Consider the following 19384-nt stretch of genomic DNA (forward strand, 5'->3'; position numbering starts at 1 on the left):
GTTACCCACAATGCCTGTGGAACGGCCTGTGGATAACTTGAGCGTAAGCGGCTGCAAGCGTTTGGCCGTATGGCCTGTAGGAAAGTGTACGTTTTTTGATCAGGCAGCGCCGTCGTGGTCGGGTAGAATGCTCGGCCTATTCATATCACCGTAGCCCTGCCCATGCCTCAGACTTCTGCCCACCACGTCTCCATTATCGGCGGTGGCCCCGCCGGGCTGATGGCCGCCGAAGTCTTGAGCCAGGCGGGCGTGCGCGTGGACCTGTACGACGGCATGCCATCGGTGGGGCGCAAGTTCCTGCTGGCAGGCGTGGGCGGCATGAATATCACCCACTCCGAGGCGTACCCGACGTTTCTGTCGCGCTATGCCGAACGCGCCCCGCACATGGCACCGCTACTGCGCAGCTTTGGCGCCGAGGCGTTGTGCGAATGGATTCATGGCCTGGGCATTCAAACTTTTGTCGGCACCTCTGGCCGCGTATTTCCTACCGATATGAAAGCCGCGCCCCTGTTGCGCGCCTGGCTCAAGCGCCTGCGGGAGCAAGGTGTGGTTATCCACACCCGGCATCGTTGGACGGGTTGGAATGCCGAGGGCGATTTACTTATCCACAGCCCGGAGGGCGAAAAAGTTGTCCACAGCGACGCCGTGCTACTGGCCCTGGGCGGCGGCAGTTGGTCGCGCCTGGGCTCCGACGGTGCGTGGCTTAACCTGTTTGAAGGCAAAGGCCTGCCCTATGTGCGGCTGCAACCGAGCAACTGCGGGTTTGAAGTGTCGGCATGGAGCGAGTTGATGGTCAGCAAATTCGCGGGCGCACCGTTGAAAAACGTCGCCATTGGCTTGGCAGATGACAAACCTCGGCTGGGCGAGTGTGTGATCACTGCCACCGGCATTGAAGGCAGCTTGATCTACGCCTTGTCAGCGCCGATTCGCGAAGCGATCAACCGCGACGGTGCGGCCACGGTGCATATCGATTTGCTGCCCAGCAAGCCGTTGGACAAGGTGCAGGCCGCATTGGCCAAGCCCCGTGGCTCGCGGTCGATGAGCAAGCATTTGCACAGTCAGTTGGGATTGGATGGCGTGAAGGCGGCGTTGTTGCGCGAGCTGACGCCCGCTGAACACTTCACCGATCCGGCGCAATTGGCGGTGGATATCAAAGCGTTGCCGCTGACGCTGGTGAGGACGCGGCCGATGGATGAGGCGATCAGCACGGCCGGTGGTGTGCCGTTTGAAGCGCTGGATGAGCGGTTGATGCTCAAGCCATTGCCTGGGGTGTTCTGTGCGGGGGAAATGCTCGATTGGGAAGCGCCGACCGGTGGGTATTTGCTGACCGGCTGTTTTGCCAGTGGCCGGGCGGCTGGGCTGGGGATGTTGGAATGGCTTAACCGCTGAGCGCTGCGGTGGACTTAAGGCCGCCATCGCAGGCAAGCCAGCTCCCACCTTTGACTGTGTTCACAATTCAAAAGGTGGGAGCTGGCTTGCCTGCGATGAGGCCATCAGCCACAGCGCAAAATCACTTCTTCTTACGCGGCCCGGTATTAAACACCGGCACCTTGCGCACCGGCTTGATCGAAGGCTCAGCTGGGGCCACTTCCCCACTGTCCACCCACTTGCCCAGGTTGCGCTTGCCGCCACCGCCAGAGGCCTTAGGCTTCTTCGGCTTTTTCGGCTTCTTCACCACCTGCCCGCTGGCATCGGTATCCGGCACGCGGTGCTCGGGCTCGAAATCCGGTTCCATCTTGCGGGTCTGGGTCTGGCGGGTCAGCATCTCGATGGCCGAGAGCATGTTCACCTCATCGGCACACACCAGGGAAATCGCCTCACCGGTGTTGCCCGCACGCCCGGTACGGCCAATGCGGTGGATGTAGTCTTCGGCCACGATCGGCAGGTCAAAGTTGACCACCAGCGGCAGGTCTTCGATATCCAGGCCACGGGCCGCCACATCAGTAGCCACCAGGATCTGCACGTCGCTGGCCTTGAAGCGGTCCAGTGCGCGTTGGCGGGTGGCTTGGGGTTTGTCGCCATGGATGCCGTCGGCGTTGATCCCCAGGCCCTGCAACTTGTCCACCAAGGCGTCTACGCCGTTGCGGGTCTTGGCGAACACCAGCACTTGCTTCCAACGGCCCTTGCGCATCAGGTGCACAAACAGTTCCGGCTTGCGCTTCTTGTCCACCGGCACCACCCACTGCTTGACGGTGTTGGCGGCGACGTTGCGCGGGCTGACTTCGATGCTCAGCGGGTCGTTGAGCATTTGCCCGGCCAGCAGGCGGATGTCATCGGAGAAGGTCGCGGAAAACAGCAGGGTCTGGCGCTTTTTCGGCAACATGCGATAGATGTTCGCCAGTTCTTCGGAGAAGCCCAGGTCGAGCATACGGTCGGCTTCATCCAGCACCAGGGTTTGCAGCTGGTTGAGCTTCAGCGCGTTCTGGCGGAACAGGTCGATCAGGCGGCCAGGGGTGGCGACCAGAATGTCCACACCCTTGCGCAGCTTCATCATCTGCGGGTTGATGCTCACGCCGCCGTACACCGCGTAAGTGGTCAGCGGCAGATGTTGGGCGTACTCGGCAACGCTGGCGTGTACTTGCTCGGCCAGTTCGCGAGTCGGGCACAGGATCAGCGCACGCGCCGAGTTGGCGGCGACTTTCGGCCCTTCCATGGTCAACAGTTGCAGCAGCGGCAAAGCGAAACCTGCGGTCTTGCCGGTGCCGGTCTGGGCCGCGGCCATCAGGTCGCGACCGGCCAGCACGGCCGGAATGGCTTGGGCCTGCACCGGCGTCGGGGTCTGGTAGCCAAGCGTCTCAAGGGCGCGCAGCAAGGGTTCGATCAGGCCAAGGGTGGCGAAAGTCATGTAGTTACCGTAGGAAAAATTCAGCGCAAGGGCGTAATGCGCGGCAGTTTACCTTATTTCGGGTTTGGGCTTGCGCCATTGGGGCAGGCTGATCAGCAACACCGCGCTGATGATCACCAGCATTGCCAGGGCTTCTTCCAGGCCGATGCTCTCACCCACGAACACAATCCCCAGTAACACGGCCACGGCCGGGTTCACATAGGCATAGCTGGTCGCCGCCGCCGGGCGGACGTGCTTGAGCAAGTACATATAAGCGTTGAAGGCAATGATCGAGCCGAACACCGTGAGGTACGCCAGGGCCAGCCAGCCTTCCAGCGGCGGCATGGCCTGCAGGTGCTCGCCAGACAATGCGCTGACGATCAGCAGCGCCACGCCAGCCACGAGCATTTCCGCGGCGCTGGCCATCGCGCCTTGGGGCAGCGGCAAGTGGCGGCTCCACACCGAGCCGAAGGCCCAGGACGCCGCCGCCATCAACAGCAACACCGCGCCCAGTGGGCTCGACTGCAAGGTACTGCCCATGTTGAGCATGGCAATGCCGATGATCCCCAGCAGCACCCCGGCCCATTCCAGCCGTGTATTACGTGCGCCCCAGAAAAACCCACACAGCAAGGTAAACAGCGGCACCGTCGCCACCGCCAGCGCGGCCACGCCGGATGACACGCCCATATGTTCGGCCACACTCACGCCACCATTGCCCACGGTGAGCAGCAAAATGCCGATCATCCCGGCCGCCTTCCACTGCGGCCAGGTCGGCGCCGGCACCCCGCGCCACCTGAGAAAGCCGTACATCAACGCGCCCGCCGTGCAAAACCGAATGCCCGCCAGCAACAACGGCGGCCAGTACTCCACGCCAATGCGGATCACCAGGTAGGTGGAACCCCAGATCACATACAACGCAAAAAAGGCGGCGATCAACGGTAAGGGAAAGCGACGTGGGCCAGGCATTGGGCGGCTCTATGGCAGGAAATGGGAGACTTATTCTAGAAACGAAGGTGGATAAACTTAAGTTACAAAACCTGTTTAAAACGCCAATACACTTCTCAAACCATGGTTATCAAGGCTATAAACCGTGCTTTCGAAAGCGATGCGCAACCGGAGCCTTATCATGGACAAATACGACCGCATGCTCCTCAGCGCCCTGCTTGAAGATGGCCGCGCTTCCTACGCGCAACTGGCACGCACCGTAAACCTCTCCGCCCCCGCCGTGGCCGAACGCGTGGCCAAGCTTGAGGCCAGCGGCGTGATCACCGGGTACCAGGCCAAGGTGGATTTATCCAAAGTGGGTTTGCCGATTCAATGCGTGATCGAGTTGCGGCTGACCAACCATGGCAGCCAAAAGGTGTACGACGCCCTGGCGCAAATTCCCGAACTGACCGAATGCCACCGCGTCACAGGCGACCCGTGCGTGATCATGCAAGCGGCGGTGGGCTCGATGCCCGAGCTGGAAAACCTGATTAACCGGGTGGCGAAGTTCGGCTTCAGCAAGACCTCGATTATTTTGTCCAGCGCCATAGAGCGGCGGGTGCCGTTGGGGCAGTTGGACACCAATGGCAAAAATGCTGGCTGAGCGATCGCGCACTGCCCGAGCGACGCGGTCAACTGTGGGAGCTGGCTTGCCTGCGATGGCGTCAGTGGCCTCACCGCTTGCGCGCCGCCCCCTGTAGGAGCGAGCTTGCTCGCGAAAGACCTGAGGGCGCCGCGTGCATTCAGGATGCCAGCGTCACCGTTGGCGTTCTTCGCGAGCAAGCTCGCTCCTACAAAGGGCTTGATCTGCGCTCGATCAGATCGACTATCTGCTTGATGGTCGTGATGTGATCCCAATCCTCCTGCGTCGCTTGCAGCTTGAACTGCCATTTGATCTGCATGACAAAGCACGTCAGGTCGTCATCAATGATGTCGAAGTCATGGATGAAGTCGGTTTGCTCCGTCACTTCGCTTCGGTCGATAAAACCGATGATATCGACGAATAGCTGGATCACTTTTTCGCTGATCTCGGCTCTGGTCGAATGATCCTTCATTTCTAGCCGCCTTTTATCCTGAATAACAACCTGAGCCTCGAAGATACCCTGGCCCATGCGTCGGATGATGTGATGAACGGGGTGATGGACCAGGCGCTGGAGTGCGCACAGCCTCGATAGTCGACGCATAACCCCTGTGGGAGCGGGCTTGCTCGCGAAGGCGGTGCGTCAGTCAACTTATTTAGCGACTGACACCCTGCATTCGCGAGCAAGCCCGCCCCCACATGGGGATCTTCAGCGTACTTAGAACCCGCGATGTTTCTTCAGGTGTTCATTGATCTTCGCCGCCGGCACTTTCTGCAAGGTGCACAACAGGTCATGGGACAGTTCACGCAGGCCGTGAGTCTGGCGCAGTTCCTGGGCCAGGTGGGCCGTGAGGTTGGCGGCCATTTCCGCGTCCGCCAGCGCACGGTGAGCCTGGCCGGTGTGGGGCAGTTTGGCGTAGGCGTTGAGGGTGCCGAGCTTGTGGTTGGGCGCCGCTGGTATGAGGCGGCGGGCCAGGAGCAGGGAGCAGGCGAATTTCTGCAGGCGAGTGCGGCGGATCAGGCCGAGCTCAAAGTCCCAGAACTTCTGGTCGAACGCGGCGTTGTGCGCCATCAAGGGCGTGGTGCCGACGAACTCATTGACCTCGTTCATCACCCGCTCAGCCGGTGGCGCGCTGCGCAGCATGGCGTTGCTGATGCCGGTGAGCTGTTCGATAAACGCCGGTATGCGCACGCCAGCGTTCATCAGGCTCTGGTAGCGGTCCACGATTTGCCCGCGCTCAAGGATGACCACGCCAATCTCCGTGGCCCGGCAGTGGCTGCTGGGGGTGATGCCGGTGGTTTCAAAGTCGATGACCGCTATACGTTCCAAACCTGTTCCAACTCCGTTCTACGATCTATTTGAGCAACAACGCGCCTTCGATCGGCACATAGTGACTGGCGGCGCGTATCAATGAGTTGGCCGTCAGCCCCGGCACGCCGTAGGCCACGGCCCGCACGCCATGCTTGTGGATGATGCGCTCGAGCAACATGTCGAAATCACCGTCACCGGAGGCCAGCACGACTTCGTCGACATGGTCGGCGGCGTCCATGATGTCCAGCGTGATGCCCACGTCCCAGTCGCCCTTGGCCGAGCCATCGCTGCGCTGGATATACGGCTTGAGTTTTACCGTAAAGCCCAGGTTGCGCAGGATCTGCTGGAATTGCTGCTGCTTGCTGTCGCCACGGTCGATGGCATAGGCGTACGCCTCGACAATCTGCCCGCGCGCGCTGATGTCAGCCCACAGGGCGGCGTAGTTGAAGTGGCAACCATAGGCCTGGCGCACGGTGTAGTAGAGGTTTTGCACATCGGCGAACACCGCAATTTTTTTCACCGCACTTCCTCATGGACAGCCAGGCGCCAGCGCCCGGAAAGGGCGCCAGTATGCCAGCCAAGGGAGTGTTTCCGGGAAAAAATCAGACCGGAGCGCCGCAGCGTTCCGGTCTGCGTGGGTCAGACGAAAGAATCGTCGTCGCCAAAGGATGAGGAATCGTCCGAATAATCGCTGTCGGTGTTATCACTGCCCCAGCGGTCATTACCGGCGAACTGCTGGTCGTCGTTGCCCCAGTTGCCTTGATCGCTGGCCGGTGCCGGTTGTTCGATGATCTCTTCCACCACCTGGGGCTGCGAGTTGTGATGGAACAGGCTGCTGATCCCTTCGGCCAGCAACACACCACCGGCCACGCCGGCGGCGGTCTTCATGGCGCCACCTAGGAAACCACTGCCGGCTGGTGCGGCGACCGGTGCTTGAGGTGGCTGGTAGTTCTGTTGCGGCGCTGGCTGGCCAAAAGCGGGCCGCGCCGGCTCACGCCAGCCGCCACCTGAGTTGCTCGGCGCAGGCTGTGGGTCACGGGAGCTGCCGCCAAAGATGCTCGACAGGAACCCACCACCGCTGGCCGGCGCAGGTTGCGTGGCCTTGGCCCGTTGCAGCTCGTCCTGCAATTGCTGGATCTGCTGGGCCTGTTGCTTGTTCTGCGCGTCGAGGCTCTGCAGCGCATGTTCCTGCACCAGAATCGACTGGGTCATGTAGTAGCCGACGGCGGGTTGACGAGCCATATGCTCCTTGATCCGCGCTTCGGCCTGGGCGTCGCGGGGGGCTGAGTCCGTTTCGGCTTGCTGCAACCGTGAAAACAGTCCATCGATCAGGGTTTGCTCTTCGCTGTTCATGGCGACCTCGTAGATTGCCGATAAAAAATTCTCGTCCCGCCTGTGATCAGGCCAGGGGCGTTTCAGTTATGGGGATGTTACGAGTTGTTTCAATGGTCTTTACTCAAGGTTTACGTTTGCGCCCCTTTGAGCCTGATCGGTTAAAGTGTCGCCCTCTGCTTCCAGGCCTGTGATGACCCTGATGAATCCGTTAGACGTTTTGCGCGACTCTTTCCGTTTTACCCAGCGCAACCTGGGCGCCATCGTCCAGCTGTGCCTGCCCTTGGTGATCCTCGAAGCCTTGCTGCAACAGGTGCTGGACCACACGCTGGGCCCGGATGCGTTTCCCGGCTACAGCGTGGTCGTGGGTTTGTTGGTGTACCCGCTGTACACCGGCGCCTTGATCCTGTTTCTCGACGCCCGCACCCGCGGTGAGTCGCCGCGCACCAAGGATGTGTGGGCCATGGCCTTGAGCCTGTGGCCGCGTTTCGCCCTGCTGACGGCCATGAGCACCTTGCTGATTCTGCTGGGGCTGTCGCTGTATTTCCTGCCGGGCTTGTGGCTGATGGTGGTGTTGGCGTTTGCCGAATACCTGCTGGTATTGCGCGGCATGCCGGCGTTAGCGGCGATGAAAGAAAGCCTGCGCCTGACCCGTGGGCATTTCTGGCGCATCCTGGTGTGCCTGCTGTGCGTGATGACGCCGTTGTGGCTGCTCAAGGGCGCCAGCGTAGCGGCGTACCCTGAGCCGGCGCCGTTGCTGGGGCTGCTGATGGACAGCGCCCACAGCTTCCTGCAACTGTTTACCAGCGTGGTGTTGTTCCGTTTATTCATGCTGATCGGTGGCGACGCCGACGTGCGGTGATATGCTCCGTGGCTCTTCTGACACGCATATAAGCCGAGCCGATGACCCGTTTATTGCGCATCACCCTGTTGAGCCTGTTGATCATCGCCGGCCTGCTGGCCGCGCTGATCTACAGCCTGACCTGGCGCCCTGCCGACAAAGAAACCCTGCCCGTCAGCTGCGTGGCACCCCGCGCGCCGACGCTGTTGCCGGGGCAGGCGCTCAAGGTCATGACCTGGAATGTGCAATACCTGGCGGGCAAGAACTACGTGTTCTGGTACGACACCCCGGATGGCAGCGGCCCGGACGATCGCCCCACCGTCGAAGACATGGCGTTCAGCCTCGACGAAGTGGCGCGGGTGATTCGCGACGAACAGCCTGACGTCCTGCTGTTGCAGGAAGTCGACGAAGGCGCCAAGCCTTCCCACTATCAGGACCAGCTTGCGCTGTTGCAGGAGCGCCTGGTGGATCTGTACCCGTGCAGCACTCAGGCGTTCGACTGGAAGGCCGACTTTGTGCCCAGCCTGCCTATCTTCGGTAGCGTCGGGCGCAAGCTGGCGACACTCAGCCGCTACCAGATCGAACACGCCGAACGCCTGCAACTGCCGGCCGCCGAAGCCAACTTCATCAGCCGCCAGTTCCAGCCTAAACCTGCGTTGCTGCTGACTTACCTGCCCTTGAGCGATGGCGGCCAACTGGCCGTGCTCAATACACGCCTGGACGGCGGCGCACCTGGCCGCTCGGCCGCGCAACAACAGGTGCAAGCCACAGCCAAACTGCTGGACAAGTTCGAAGGCCGGGGCACGCCCTGGTTGATCGGCGGGGATTTCAACCTGCTGCCACTGGGCCAATACCTGCGCCTGGACGCCGCTAAGCGCGGGCAGTATTCGCCGGACAGCGAGCTGCACCTGCTGTGGGACAAGTACCCGATGATCCCGCGCAATAGCGAATCCAGCGGGGTTGATCGCGAAAAATGGCTGACGCACTTCCCCAACGACCCAAGCCTGGACGGGCCGGATCGCACCTTGGATTACCTGTTCTACAGCCCGCGCATCAAGCGGGTAGAGGCAAAGGTGAGGCAGGAAGACACGTTGCGCATCTCCAACCATTTGCCGGTCATTGCCCGCTCCCACCTATTGGATCTTTGTCGTTAGGGTTTGCGAGGCTTGATCCGAGCCGTCGCTTCGGCCACCAACGGGTCATCCGGCCAGTAATGCTTGGGGTAGCGCCCTTTCAAATCCTTCTTCACCTCGGCGTAGGTACTGCGCCAGAAGTTCGCCAAATCCTGCGTGACCTGCACCGGCCGCCGCGCCGGGGACAGCAGGTGCAGCTTCACGGCCAGGCGCCCGCCGGCAATGCGCGGGGTGTCTGCCAGCCCGAACAATTCCTGCAAGCGCACTGCCAAAATCGGCGGCTGCTCGCTGTAGTCCAGGCGCACTGAGGAGCCCGACGGCACTTTCACATGCTGCGGCGCCAGCTCTTCCAGGCGTTGGGGCAAGGGCCAGGGCAGCAGGTTGTGCAGGTAGCTGGAAATATCCAGATTGGCGAAATGGCTGAGGCGCGAGACCTTGCCCAGGTAAGGCATCAGCCAATGCTCCAGGCTGGCGAGCAGGGCCTTGTCGCTGAGGTCGGGCCACTCGCTGGTGTTGCCCGCATCCAGTTGGCGCAGCAACATCACACGGGCTTGCCATTGGCGCAGTTCCGGGGTCCAGGGCAGCAGTTCCAGGCCTTTGCGGCGCACCAGGTTGACCAGCGCCTGGCTGCGGGCGGACTCGTCGAGGCCGGTCAAGGGTTCACGGCTGAGTACCAACTCGCCGACTTTACGCTGGCGCTCGGCGCGCAAGACGCCTTCGCGCTCGTCCCAGTCGAGTTGGTCGACGTTGCGCACTTGCTCGGCCAGCACCGTATCGAACAGCGCCGGATCAAAATCCGCCGCCAGGTAGATGCGTTCTTCGCGCTGGCCCTGGCGGCTGCCCAGGTCGGCGATCACCAGCCAGGGTTGTTTCATCAGGCTGTCGGCTTCGGCAAACAGCGCCGCTCGGCCATTGGCCAGACGGTATTCAGCGCCACCGGGGCGGCGTTGCTGGGCGACGCGGTCTGGGTAGGCCAGTGCCAGCAAGGCGCCGAGCCAGCGCGGGTGGTCCGGGTTGTCCACCGGCTGGGTCGCCTTGCCCCGCAGGTAGCCACGGTATTGCCGGGCCAGTTGCTTGGCGCGCTGCACGCCACCTTGAGTGCCGCGCGCACGCTCTTCTCCGGACATCAGCGCCAGGCGGCTGTGCAAATCGGCACCGCCGCCGCGCAAGATGTCGCGCTCGCCTAACAGGGCTGCCACGTCACAGGCGGTGGCGGCGAGACCCAGGTCCTGGCCACGCAATAACAGATGGGCGATACGCGGGTGAGCCGGCAACTCCGCCATCTTCTGGCCATGGGCGGTGAGGTTTTCTTCGTTCAATGCACCGAGGCGTTGCAACAGGTCCTGAGCTTGGGCATATGCGGCCGTCGGTGGTACGTCCAGCCACACCAATTGGTTGGGCGTCACGCCCCAACGGGCCAGTTGCAAGGCCAGCCCTGCCAGGTCGGCGGCGAGGATTTCCGCACTGCCATAAGCAGCCAGACCGTCGTGCTGGTCTTCAGACCACAACCGGTAACACACCCCCGGCTCCAACCGCCCTGCCCGGCCGGCGCGCTGGGTGGCGCTGGCGCGGGAGATGCGCTGGGTGTCGAGGCGGGTCATGCCGCTGCCGGGGTCGAAACGCGGCACCCGCGCCAACCCAGCGTCGATCACCACACGCACGCCGTTGATGGTCAGGCTGGTCTCGGCGATGTTGGTGGCCAGCACCACTTTGCGCTTGCCGGCCGGCGCCGGGTCGATGGCGGCGCGCTGGGCATTGAGGTCCAGCTCACCGTGCAACGGGCATAGCAGCACATCAGGGCGATCACCCAAGGCCTCGGCCAGTTGCTGGTTGACCCGGCGAATCTCCGCCTGCCCCGGCAGAAATACCAGCACACTGCCGGTCTCGTCATGCAGGGCTTCGAGGACAGTCTGCACCACGCGCGGCTCGATAAACTCCCCAGCCTGGTACGGCCGGCCCCAGCGCATCTGCACCGGGAACATGCGCCCTTCACTGCGCAGGATCGGCGCGTCATCCAGCAAGCCCGCCAAGCGCTCGCCCTCAAGGGTGGCGGACATCAGCAGGATCTTCAGCGGCTGCTCGTCGCGAAACAGCTCGCGACCGTTGAGGCTCAAGGCCAGCGCCAAGTCAGCATCGAGGCTGCGCTCGTGGAACTCGTCAAAGATCAACAGGCCCACGCCATCCAGCGCCGGGTCGTCCTGCAGGCGGCGGGTGAGGATACCTTCGGTGACCACCTCGATGCGCGTATTAGGGCCGACTTTGCTGTCCAGGCGAATGCGGTAGCCCACGGTCTCACCGACCTTTTCGCCCAGCTCACTGGCCAGCCGCTCGGCAGCAGCACGGGCAGCCAGGCGCCGGGGTTCGAGCATCAGGATGGTTTGCCCGGCAAGCCACGGCTCATGCAACAAGGCCAAGGGCACGCGGGTGGTTTTACCGGCGCCGGGGGGCGCTTCCAGCACGGCTTCATGGCGATGCGCCAAGGCGTCACGCAGGGCGGGTAAAACATCATCGATCGGCAACGAATTCATACTGGCTCCAAAGCAGAGCGGCGAGTATAACGGCGAACTGCATAATCCCATTGGGAACAGAGTCAGATGTGGGAGCGGGCTTGCTCGCGAATGCGGTGGGTCTGCGACATATCGGATGGCTGATACACCGCTCCCACATTTGGACATCATCGCCTTGTAGACTCGCTTATAGTCATTCTTCAAATGCGTTCAGGAGACTTTTTCATGCGTATCGCTTCCCGTGTCATCGGCGGTGTCCTCGCCGTTACCCTGCTGAGCCAACTTACCGCCTGCGGGTCGATTTTCTACCCCGACCGCCGTGGCCAGATCGACGGCAAGATCGACCCGACCATCGCGGTACTCGATGCCCTCGGCCTGCTGTTTTATGTGATCCCCGGCCTGATCGCCTTCGGTGTCGACTTTGCCACGGGCGCCATTTACTTCGAACCGGGCAAGACCGCCCAGGTCGCCCCCGAGAAACTGCACGAAGCCATCGGCGCCGACGGCAAGGTCGATAACGCCAAGCTGCAAAGCATCATCCAGAAGGAAACCGGCCGCACTTTGCCGCTGGATGACCCGCGCCTGATCCAGTTCAAGGGCAGCGTGCAGCAACTGGCGGCCCTGGGCCTGCAGCCTGCCGCGTAAGGGCTGCCCATGACCAGCAGCCCCGAACACGCCAGGCTCTTGCGCCTGGCCACCCGCGCCTCGGTGGGCGTGGCCTGTGTGCTGATTGTGACCAAGGCCATCGCCTGGTGGCTCAGCGGCTCGGTGAGCATGCTCGCCGGGTTGACCGACTCACTGCTCGACGGCGTGACGTCGCTGTTGAACTTGCTGGCGGTGCATTACGCCCTGCGCCCGGCCGATGACGATCACCGCTATGGGCATGGCAAGGCGGAGTCACTGGCGGGAATGGCGCAGGCCTTGTTTATCGCCGGCAGTGCAGTGCTGATTGCGCTGCAGGCGTATGAACGGCTCAAGCATCCGGAGCCGGTCGGCGCACCGTGGTTGAGTATCGGCGTGATTATTTTGTCCCTGGCGCTGACCGTAGCCCTACTGATGCTGCAACACCGCGTGGTGCGCGAGACCGGCTCCAACGCGGTGCGTGCCGACTCGCTGCATTACCGCTCAGACTTGCTGCTCAATGGCAGTATCCTGATTGCGCTGGTGTTGGCAGGCTTTGGCTTTCATCAGGTCGACGCCTGGTTCGGCCTGGGAATCGCCGCCTACATTCTGTGGAGCGCGATCCAGATCGCCCGGGAAAGCTTTGCGGTGCTGATGGATGAAGAGTTACCGCCAGACGTCAGCCAGCACATGCTGGAACTGGCCCGGGGCGTGCCCGGCGTACTGGGTGCCCACGACTTGCGCACGCGGGTTTCCGGTAATCACTGGTTTGTGCAATTGCATCTGGAATTGCCGGGGGAATTGACCCTGTCGGTGGCCCACGGCATCAGCGACCAGGCCGCCGATGCCATTCACCGGGAATACCCGAAAGCCGAAGTGCTGGTGCACGCCGACCCACGGGAAGTGGTCACCGGCAACAAGGCCTAGTACTGCACCTGATACCCGCGACTGCCCAGGCAGTTGCCCTGGGCCTGGCGGTAGGTTTGCACCACTGCCGGATCGGGGGCGTAAGTCACGGTGCGCGGGTCGAAGCCACTTTGCTGCACCGCCCAGCGATAACAGTCGTAGCCGTCCTGCTGGACCTGGGCCGGGGATTGGCCATTGGCCGGGTAAGCCACTACGTCATAGCCGTTGCCTTGAGGCGCCGGCTGGGGTGATGGCACCTGCGTCGGCGGCTGCACCACTACGTATTGCTGGGTGCTTTGCTCATAGGTGTAATACGCGCCTGCGGCGAGGAACAACAGCGAGCCGCCTACCCACACTTCACGCGCGTAGTCCGGCAGGTAATGCACGCGGATGCCGTAGGGCGGCGTCACCACCACGTAGCGCGGACCTTGGGGGCGATACCAGTAGCCACCGGAGAAAAAGTAGTCCTGGCCACGGTAAGGCACGCGGTAATTGCGGTCGGGAAAACGGTCGATGACATAACCAGGGCGATGTTGCGGGCCAGGGCCCCAGCCGTTGCCATGCCCGTCGGGGCGGCCTGGCCAGCGGTTATCACCGGGGCGATCGTTACCCGGACGCGAACCAGGGCCGCCGGCCTCCCAATGCCGATTGTCATCGGGACGTCTGGGAATATCACGGTAATAACCCTGGCGCGGCTCCTGAGTCTGACGCACGGTATCGGGCCGGCCCTGGATCGGCAGGTTATGCTCCGGCCGCGGCCCACCTTCGGGGCCCCGTTCATGCTGCCCCTGCGGCCCATGCCCCGGGCCCGGTGAGTTATCGCGTTCGTCGGCCATCGCCTGGGAGCCGACGCTGACCACCAGCAAACCAACACCTGCCATACGCCAGATGCGCTTCATGCTTTTCCTCACTGCGGATTGGGGCTTGATCATGAGACTGGAAAAGCCTCGCCCGGTTCTGAGACAGGTTATCAGTCACGAGAACTATTTTCTGAAGGCAAAACGCACACAAAGAAAAAGGGGTGACCCGTCGGCCACCCCTTGAGAATTTCGTCCTGGCTCAACGCTTTTGACGTTGGCTCACCTCACGCCGTCTTGTGGACAGTGTGCAGCCTGGAGGCCGGCTCAACCCTGCTGGGGCGGCGGCCGCAACGGGCCTGATTGGGCGCGTTGCTGTGGACTGTTGTCCAGGCGGTGATTCTGTTGGTAATCATAGGCGTGCCGGGCGGGCAGAGGATTGCGAAGATTGCGTCAATAAACAGTGCTTGCGCAATTTTTAACCCTTCATGGATAATTCACCGCAATAGTTACGACAAAGGCCAACCCAATGAGCAAGCTTGACCGATACGACCTGAGTATTCTGGCGGAATTGCAGCGCGACGCGAGGATCTCCAACCAGGAGCTGGCCGAGCGCATCGGCCTGTCGCCTTCGCCCTGCTCACGCCGGGTCAAGCAGTTGGAAGACGACGGCTACATCGCCCGCCAGGTCGCCCTGCTCGACCGCAAGATGCTCGGCCTGAGCCTCACGGCTTATGTATTGATCGGCATGGACCGTCACACGCCGGAACGCTTCGAAAACTTCGAAGCCGCCATCCGCACCCTGCCGCAAGTGCTGGAGTGCAGTTTGGTGACCGGCATGGATGCGGACTATCAGTTGAAGGTGGTAGTGCCGGACATGGACCATTATCAGAAGCTGCTGCTGGGCCACCTGACGCGGATTGAAGGCGTGACCAGCGTGCGCTCCAGCTTTGTGCTCAATCAGGTATTGAACAGCACCGAACTGCCCCTCACCCACCTGCGCACCTGAGAACAACGATGTCCAACTGTAGGAGCGAGCTTGCTCGCGAAAAACGTTAACGATAACGCCTGCCTTCTGAATGAACGCGGCGCCTGTGAGTTTTTCGCGAGCAAGCTCGCTCCTACAATGGCATCAGGCCCCCCGCCGTTTGACCGTGCAGGACTCAGGTCAATGTTGCCGGTGTGACGCTGCCGTATACTGCTCGCTTGTCTTGTCGGAAGAGCCCCATGAACAACATCGATCCCGCCCTGTTTGAAGAATGGATGATGACTGGCCTGGTCAGCATCCTGATCATTTTCATGGGCTTTATCGTCTGGGACCTGGCGAAGAAATCCAAGGCCGGGCGCTTTGGTTCGTTCATCCTGTTTTTCGTGCTGGGGCTGGGCGTGGCGGCGTTCATCATCAAGAGCGTGGTGATCGGCCTGATCGAATCCGGCGCCTTATAAGCGCGCCGGCACCGCCTTCCACTGGCCTTGATCCAGGCCGTCGATCGACCACTCACCAATACGCACGCGCACCAGGCGCAGGGTCGGCAAGCCTACTGCCGCGGTCATGCGCCGTACCTGGCGGTTACGCCCTTCGCGAATCACCAATTCCAGCCAGTGGGTGGGCACGCTTTTACGAAAACGTACCGGCGGGTTGCGCGGCCATAATGCCGGTTCATCCAGTTGCCGTGCCTCGGCCGGCAAGGTCATGCCGTCGTTGAGCTCCACGCCGTCACGCAGGCGTTGCAGTTGCTCTTCGGTGGGCTCGCCTTCTACCTGCACCCAGTAGGTTTTCGCCAGTTTGTGCTTGGGGTCGGCAATCCGCGCCTGTAGCTGACCATCATTGGTCAACAGCAGCAGGCCCTCGCTGTCCCGGTCCAAGCGCCCTGCCGGGTAAATACCGGGAATATCAATAAAATCCTTGAGCGTCGCACGCCCGCCTTCGTCGCTGAACTGGGTCAGCACGTCGAAAGGTTTATTGAACAGGATCAACTTCGGCTCGGCCGGTGGCGCCTTGGCAACGCGGCGAGCGGCAGAGTGCGGAGGTTTCACGCCAGGGCGACGTGAATCGGGACGAGTGGGACGGGACATGGCAAAGGAACATCTAACGGTCAGGACCGACAATGCTAGTGGCCTGACCGCTAAATGACCATCCCAACCGCTTAGCGGAACGGCGGCTCGTCGAAGCTGCGCAGTTTGCGCGAGTGCAGGGAGTTGAGTTCGGTGCGCAACAGGTCGACCGCTTCGATGCCGATCTTCAAGTGCTGGCTGACCGCACGCTCATAGAACGCGTTGGCCGAGCCCGGCAGCTTGATCTCGCTGTGCAAGGGTTTGTCCGATACGCACAACAAGGTGCCGTAAGGCACGCGCAAACGGTAACCCTGGGCAGCGATGGTGCCGCTTTCCATGTCCACGGCCACGGCGCGGGACAGGTTGATCAGCGGCCGCTCCTGAGCCCAGCGCAGTTCCCAGTTACGGTCGTCGTAGGTCAGCACCGTGCCGGTGCGCAGGCGTTTTTTCAGCTCTTCGCCTTTTTCGCCAGTGACCTTGGCCGCCGCCTGCTGAAGCGCCAACTGCACTTCGGCCAGGGCCGGGATCGGGATGTTCGGTGGTACCACGCGGTCGAGAATTCCGTCGCGGCGCATATAGGCGTGGGCCAGTACGTAGTCGCCGATGGTCTGGGATTGGCGCAGGCCGCCACAGTGGCCGATCATCAGCCAGCAATGCGGGCGCAATACAGCCAGGTGGTCGGTGATGTTCTTGGCGTTGGACGGGCCCACGCCGATGTTCACCAGGGTCACGCCGTGGCCATCAGTGGCTTGCAGGTGATACGCCGGCATCTGGTAGCGGTGCCACACCACGCCGGCGGCAATGGCCGAGGCTTCGCCGTGGTCCATGCTCTTGTCGATCACCACATTGCCGGGCAGCACCATGCGGATGAACCGCGGGTCGCTGCGCAGTTGTTCCAGGCCATGCAAGATGAACTGGTCCACGTAGCGGTGGTAGTTGGTCAGCAGGATCCACGGCTGCACATGGCGCCAGTCGCTGCCGGTGTAATGCACCAGGCGACGCAGGGAAAAGTCCACGCGGGCGGCATCGAACAGGGCCAGGGGCAGCGGGTCGGTGTTTTCCCAGTCGTACAGGCCATCGGCAATGCCATCGGTGGCGGCAGACAGGTCGGTACTGGGGAACACGCGAGCCAGGGTCGCGGCGGTAACACCGGAGCCGGCCAGTTCATCGCCCTGCTCCACCACATAGGGGTACGGAATGTTCTGCTGGCTGACGCCCACTTCCACCGTGACGGTGAAGTCGTGCATCAGCGGCACCAGTTGCTCCAGCAGGTACTTACGGAACGCGGCCGGGTGGGTCACGGTGACGCTGTAGGTACCCGGCAGTTGCACCTTGGCATACGCCCGAGTGGTCTGTGGCACTTCACCGTGGCAGTGGTAGGTCAGGCGCAGTTCCGGGTAGCGAAACAATGCGCGCTGCGCGGCGTCGGGCTCGACGCGGTCCTTGAGGTATTGCTTGAGCGCCTGGTTGAGCGCGCCAGTGGCACGCTCATGCAGCGCCGCCAGCCGGTCCACGGCTTCTTCGGCGGTTTTAACGACAACAAAAGCTTCGGTCACGGTAAGCATCCTGTGTTCTGACTTGCAGGCCTTTATCTTGCCTGTATCCAGGCTTCACCGAAACCACAGGATTGGAATGCGGTAAATAATGTGGGAGCGGGCTTGCTCGCGAATGCGGTGTATCAGTTACCTATTCAGTTACTGACCCCCCGCATTCGCGAGCAAGCCCGCTCCCACATTTGGATTGTGTTTATTCAGAGCGATTGCGGGGTTGAGCGGGCGACAATTGCTTCCACGTCGACGCCACGCGGCAAGGTGCCATATACGCGCCCCGACGATTCACCCAGCCGGCTGGCAATAAACCCATCGCTCACCGCCGCATTACCCGCCTCCAACAGCAACTTGGCCTGCAACGCCAGGGCAATGTCCTCGGTCAGTTGCCGCGCCCGATACTGGATGTCCTGGGTGTCCATGAACGCTGCCTTCAACTGCTCGATATGCCGCGCCAACTGTTTGTGGCCGTGGCCATCGCCCAGTTCGACAAACAGCACCTCAAGCACACCGGGCTCTTTGGACAGTGCACGCAATACGTCCAGGCACTGCACATTGCCGGAACCTTCCCACGTCGAATTCACCGGTGCCTCGCGGTAAAGGCGCGGCAGGATACTGTCCTCCACATACCCGGCACCGCCCATGCATTCGGCGGCTTCGTTGATCATCGCGGGTGCGCGCTTGCAGATCCAGTATTTGCCCACGGCCGTGACCAGCCGGGCAAATTTGGCTTCATGCGCATCATCGAGATGATCCAGGGCGCGCCCCATGCGCAGGCTCAAGGCCAGGGCCGCTTCGCTTTCCAGGGCGAGGTCGGCCAGCACGTTCTGCATCAGCGGCTGCTCGCTGAGCACGCGGCCACCCACCTGGCGATGGGCGCAGTGATGGCTGGCCTGGGTCAGCGCCTGGCGCATCAAGGCGCTGGAGCCGACCATGCAATCGAAACGGGTCATGGCGACCATTTCGATGATGGTTGGAACGCCGCGGCCTTCTTCACCGACCATCCACGCCAGGGCGCCGCGAAATTCCACTTCGCTGGAGGCGTTGGAGCAGTTGCCGAGTTTGTTCTTCAAGCGCTGGATGTAGAACTCGTTGCGCGTGTCATCCGGGCGGTGCCGAGGCAGCAGGAAACAGGTCAGGCCCTTGTCGGTCTGGGCCAAGGTCAGAAAGCCATCGCACATCGGCGCCGAACAGAACCATTTATGCCCCACCAGTTCGTAGGCCTGGCCGGGGCCGCCCGCGCCCACGGGGTAAGCGCGGGTGGTGTTGGCGCGCACGTCGGTGCCGCCCTGCTTCTCGGTCATGGCCATGCCGATAGTGGCGCCGGCCTTGTGGGCGATGCCGACATTGCGTGGGTCGTACTGGGTATTGAGGATCTTCGGCAGCCAGAGGTCCGCCAACTCCGGTTGCAGGCGCAGGGCCGGGACGCAGGCGAAGGTCATGGTCAGCGGGCAACCGCTACCGGCTTCGGCCTGGCTGTGCAGGTACGTCATCGCCGCACGCGCCACATGCGCGCCAGCCTGCGGATAGGCCCACGGCAACGACGGCAGGCCATGTTCGACGGCGGTGCGCATCAGTTCGTGATAAGCCGGGTGAAACTCCACCAGGTCGATGCGATGGCCATAACGGTCGTGGCTGCTGAACACCGGCTTGTTCTGGTTGGCCAGGAACCCGGCCGCCATCAACGGCCCACCCGCGAGCGCGCCGTAGGCATCCATGCGCGACTCGGCCCAGCTAGCGCCAAAGCGGCGCGACCATTCCTGCAAAGGCACGTCGATGCGATACAGGTTGGTGCCGTCCAGGGACGGTGGCTGGTTGGTGACGTCGTGGGTTTCGGCAAACTGATGCAGGTTCATGACGGGCCTCCTGGAAAAAAGGCCGCATCGATTTCAGGCTGCCTGTAGGAGCGAGCTTGCTCGCGAAAAACCTGAGCGCAACGCGCTAA

Annotated in this window: 19 protein-coding genes; 8 read left to right on the forward strand and 11 right to left on the reverse strand. The window is 62.2% G+C overall.

Annotated elements, in window-relative coordinates; translation table 11 throughout:
* Positions 1-162: 162 nt before the first annotated feature.
* Positions 163-1389: a TIGR03862 family flavoprotein gene (locus MF6394_RS08160; RefSeq protein ID WP_078466464.1), complete on the forward strand. Its 1227-nt coding sequence runs from the start codon at positions 163-165 to the stop codon at positions 1387-1389.
* A 121-nt stretch (positions 1390-1510) separates the two neighbouring features.
* On the opposite strand, the gene MF6394_RS08165 is transcribed toward MF6394_RS08160, so the two are convergent.
* Together MF6394_RS08165 and yedA are read right to left on the reverse strand one after the other, a co-directional pair.
* Positions 1511-2845 carry a DEAD/DEAH box helicase gene (locus tag MF6394_RS08165; RefSeq protein ID WP_078466465.1) on the reverse strand — a complete coding sequence of 445 codons (1335 nt, stop codon included), beginning with the start codon at positions 2843-2845 and terminating at the stop codon, positions 1511-1513.
* Between the two features lie 48 nt (positions 2846-2893).
* Positions 2894-3790: a drug/metabolite exporter YedA gene (gene yedA / locus MF6394_RS08170; RefSeq protein WP_003194388.1), complete on the reverse strand. Its 897-nt coding sequence runs from the start codon at positions 3788-3790 to the stop codon at positions 2894-2896.
* 160 nt (positions 3791-3950) lie between these two features.
* Between yedA and MF6394_RS08175 the strand changes: the two genes are divergently transcribed.
* Positions 3951-4412, forward strand: a complete 462-nt coding sequence (locus MF6394_RS08175) for an Lrp/AsnC family transcriptional regulator (protein ID WP_047711847.1) — start codon at positions 3951-3953, stop codon at positions 4410-4412.
* A gap of 187 nt (positions 4413-4599) precedes the next feature.
* On the opposite strand, the gene MF6394_RS08180 is transcribed toward MF6394_RS08175, so the two are convergent.
* The 4 genes from MF6394_RS08180 to MF6394_RS08195 all read right to left on the reverse strand — a co-directional run bounded on the left by MF6394_RS08180 (position 4600) and on the right by MF6394_RS08195 (position 7053).
* Positions 4600-4863: a hypothetical protein gene (locus MF6394_RS08180; RefSeq protein ID WP_057711043.1), complete on the reverse strand. Its 264-nt coding sequence runs from the start codon at positions 4861-4863 to the stop codon at positions 4600-4602.
* A 243-nt stretch (positions 4864-5106) separates the two neighbouring features.
* Positions 5107-5718, reverse strand: a complete 612-nt coding sequence (locus MF6394_RS08185) for a 3'-5' exonuclease (RefSeq protein WP_047711848.1) — start codon at positions 5716-5718, stop codon at positions 5107-5109.
* Between the two features lie 25 nt (positions 5719-5743).
* The gene (locus MF6394_RS08190; RefSeq protein WP_003194396.1) at positions 5744-6220 is read right to left on the reverse strand and encodes a LabA-like NYN domain-containing protein; all 477 of its coding nucleotides are present in this window, start codon (positions 6218-6220) and stop codon (positions 5744-5746) included.
* A gap of 119 nt (positions 6221-6339) precedes the next feature.
* Entirely contained in the window at positions 6340-7053 is a 714-nt protein-coding gene (locus tag MF6394_RS08195) for a DUF2076 domain-containing protein (protein WP_044268915.1), read from the reverse strand.
* Positions 7054-7234: 181 nt separating this feature from the next.
* Between MF6394_RS08195 and MF6394_RS08200 the strand changes: the two genes are divergently transcribed.
* Together MF6394_RS08200 and MF6394_RS08205 are read left to right on the forward strand one after the other, a co-directional pair.
* Positions 7235-7894, forward strand: coding sequence for a YciC family protein (locus tag MF6394_RS08200; protein ID WP_034133780.1), 660 nt, complete (start codon positions 7235-7237; stop codon positions 7892-7894).
* A gap of 41 nt (positions 7895-7935) precedes the next feature.
* A complete protein-coding gene (locus MF6394_RS08205) occupies positions 7936-9027 on the forward strand; it encodes an endonuclease/exonuclease/phosphatase family protein (protein WP_078466466.1) in 1092 nt (363 codons plus the stop codon).
* Here MF6394_RS08205 and hrpB read toward each other — a convergent pair.
* A complete protein-coding gene (gene hrpB / locus MF6394_RS08210; protein ID WP_047711850.1) occupies positions 9024-11534 on the reverse strand; it encodes an ATP-dependent helicase HrpB in 2511 nt (836 codons plus the stop codon). The genes MF6394_RS08205 and hrpB overlap by 4 nt on opposite strands.
* 204 nt (positions 11535-11738) lie before the next feature.
* Here hrpB and MF6394_RS08215 point away from each other — a divergent pair, with 204 nt between their 5' ends.
* Both MF6394_RS08215 and MF6394_RS08220 read left to right on the forward strand, forming a co-directional pair.
* A complete protein-coding gene (locus MF6394_RS08215; protein WP_014720057.1) occupies positions 11739-12158 on the forward strand; it encodes a hypothetical protein in 420 nt (139 codons plus the stop codon).
* Positions 12159-12167: 9 nt separating this feature from the next.
* On the forward strand, positions 12168-13061 hold the full coding sequence (locus MF6394_RS08220; RefSeq protein WP_047711851.1) for a cation diffusion facilitator family transporter: 894 nt from the start codon (positions 12168-12170) through the stop codon (positions 13059-13061).
* On the opposite strand, the gene MF6394_RS08225 is transcribed toward MF6394_RS08220, so the two are convergent.
* The gene (locus MF6394_RS08225) at positions 13058-13939 is read right to left on the reverse strand and encodes a DUF6515 family protein (protein WP_047711852.1); all 882 of its coding nucleotides are present in this window, start codon (positions 13937-13939) and stop codon (positions 13058-13060) included. The genes MF6394_RS08220 and MF6394_RS08225 overlap by 4 nt on opposite strands.
* 427 nt (positions 13940-14366) lie before the next feature.
* Between MF6394_RS08225 and MF6394_RS08230 the strand changes: the two genes are divergently transcribed.
* Together MF6394_RS08230 and MF6394_RS08235 are read left to right on the forward strand one after the other, a co-directional pair.
* A complete protein-coding gene (locus MF6394_RS08230) occupies positions 14367-14846 on the forward strand; it encodes an Lrp/AsnC family transcriptional regulator (RefSeq protein ID WP_003194418.1) in 480 nt (159 codons plus the stop codon).
* 227 nt (positions 14847-15073) lie between these two features.
* Positions 15074-15283, forward strand: coding sequence for a DUF2788 domain-containing protein (locus tag MF6394_RS08235; RefSeq protein ID WP_016773053.1), 210 nt, complete (start codon positions 15074-15076; stop codon positions 15281-15283).
* Here the strand turns inward: MF6394_RS08235 and MF6394_RS08240 are convergent.
* The 3 genes from MF6394_RS08240 to MF6394_RS08250 form a co-directional block, all read right to left on the reverse strand.
* Positions 15278-15913 (reverse strand): pseudouridine synthase, encoded by a 636-nt coding sequence (locus MF6394_RS08240; protein WP_078466467.1) that lies wholly within the window; start codon positions 15911-15913, stop codon positions 15278-15280. The two genes, MF6394_RS08235 and MF6394_RS08240, sit on opposite strands and share 6 nt — an antisense overlap.
* A gap of 71 nt (positions 15914-15984) precedes the next feature.
* Positions 15985-17457 carry an AMP nucleosidase gene (gene amn, locus MF6394_RS08245; RefSeq protein ID WP_153475217.1) on the reverse strand — a complete coding sequence of 491 codons (1473 nt, stop codon included), beginning with the start codon at positions 17455-17457 and terminating at the stop codon, positions 15985-15987.
* 185 nt (positions 17458-17642) lie between these two features.
* On the reverse strand, positions 17643-19295 hold the full coding sequence (locus MF6394_RS08250) for an acyl-CoA dehydrogenase family protein (protein WP_078466468.1): 1653 nt from the start codon (positions 19293-19295) through the stop codon (positions 17643-17645).
* Between the last annotated feature and the right edge of the window lie 89 nt (positions 19296-19384).

This window comes from Pseudomonas sp. MF6394, from assembly GCF_002018845.1.
Lineage (GTDB): Bacteria > Pseudomonadota > Gammaproteobacteria > Pseudomonadales > Pseudomonadaceae > Aquipseudomonas > Aquipseudomonas lactis.

Coding starts and splice junctions, on each gene's coding strand:
- MF6394_RS08160 (WP_078466464.1), top strand. CDS start 163: ATGCCTCAGACTTCTGCCCACCACGTCTCCATTATCGGCGGTGGCCCC.
- MF6394_RS08165 (WP_078466465.1), bottom strand. CDS start 2,845: ATGACTTTCGCCACCCTTGGCCTGATCGAACCCTTGCTGCGCGCCCTT.
- yedA (WP_003194388.1), bottom strand. CDS start 3,790: ATGCCTGGCCCACGTCGCTTTCCCTTACCGTTGATCGCCGCCTTTTTT.
- MF6394_RS08175 (WP_047711847.1), top strand. CDS start 3,951: ATGGACAAATACGACCGCATGCTCCTCAGCGCCCTGCTTGAAGATGGC.
- MF6394_RS08180 (WP_057711043.1), bottom strand. CDS start 4,863: ATGAAGGATCATTCGACCAGAGCCGAGATCAGCGAAAAAGTGATCCAG.
- MF6394_RS08195 (WP_044268915.1), bottom strand. CDS start 7,053: ATGAACAGCGAAGAGCAAACCCTGATCGATGGACTGTTTTCACGGTTG.
- MF6394_RS08200 (WP_034133780.1), top strand. CDS start 7,235: ATGAATCCGTTAGACGTTTTGCGCGACTCTTTCCGTTTTACCCAGCGC.
- MF6394_RS08205 (WP_078466466.1), top strand. CDS start 7,936: ATGACCCGTTTATTGCGCATCACCCTGTTGAGCCTGTTGATCATCGCC.
- hrpB (WP_047711850.1), bottom strand. CDS start 11,534: ATGAATTCGTTGCCGATCGATGATGTTTTACCCGCCCTGCGTGACGCC.
- MF6394_RS08215 (WP_014720057.1), top strand. CDS start 11,739: ATGCGTATCGCTTCCCGTGTCATCGGCGGTGTCCTCGCCGTTACCCTG.
- MF6394_RS08220 (WP_047711851.1), top strand. CDS start 12,168: ATGACCAGCAGCCCCGAACACGCCAGGCTCTTGCGCCTGGCCACCCGC.
- MF6394_RS08225 (WP_047711852.1), bottom strand. CDS start 13,939: ATGAAGCGCATCTGGCGTATGGCAGGTGTTGGTTTGCTGGTGGTCAGC.
- MF6394_RS08230 (WP_003194418.1), top strand. CDS start 14,367: ATGAGCAAGCTTGACCGATACGACCTGAGTATTCTGGCGGAATTGCAG.
- MF6394_RS08240 (WP_078466467.1), bottom strand. CDS start 15,913: ATGTCCCGTCCCACTCGTCCCGATTCACGTCGCCCTGGCGTGAAACCT.
- amn (WP_153475217.1), bottom strand. CDS start 17,457: ATGCTTACCGTGACCGAAGCTTTTGTTGTCGTTAAAACCGCCGAAGAA.
- MF6394_RS08250 (WP_078466468.1), bottom strand. CDS start 19,295: ATGAACCTGCATCAGTTTGCCGAAACCCACGACGTCACCAACCAGCCA.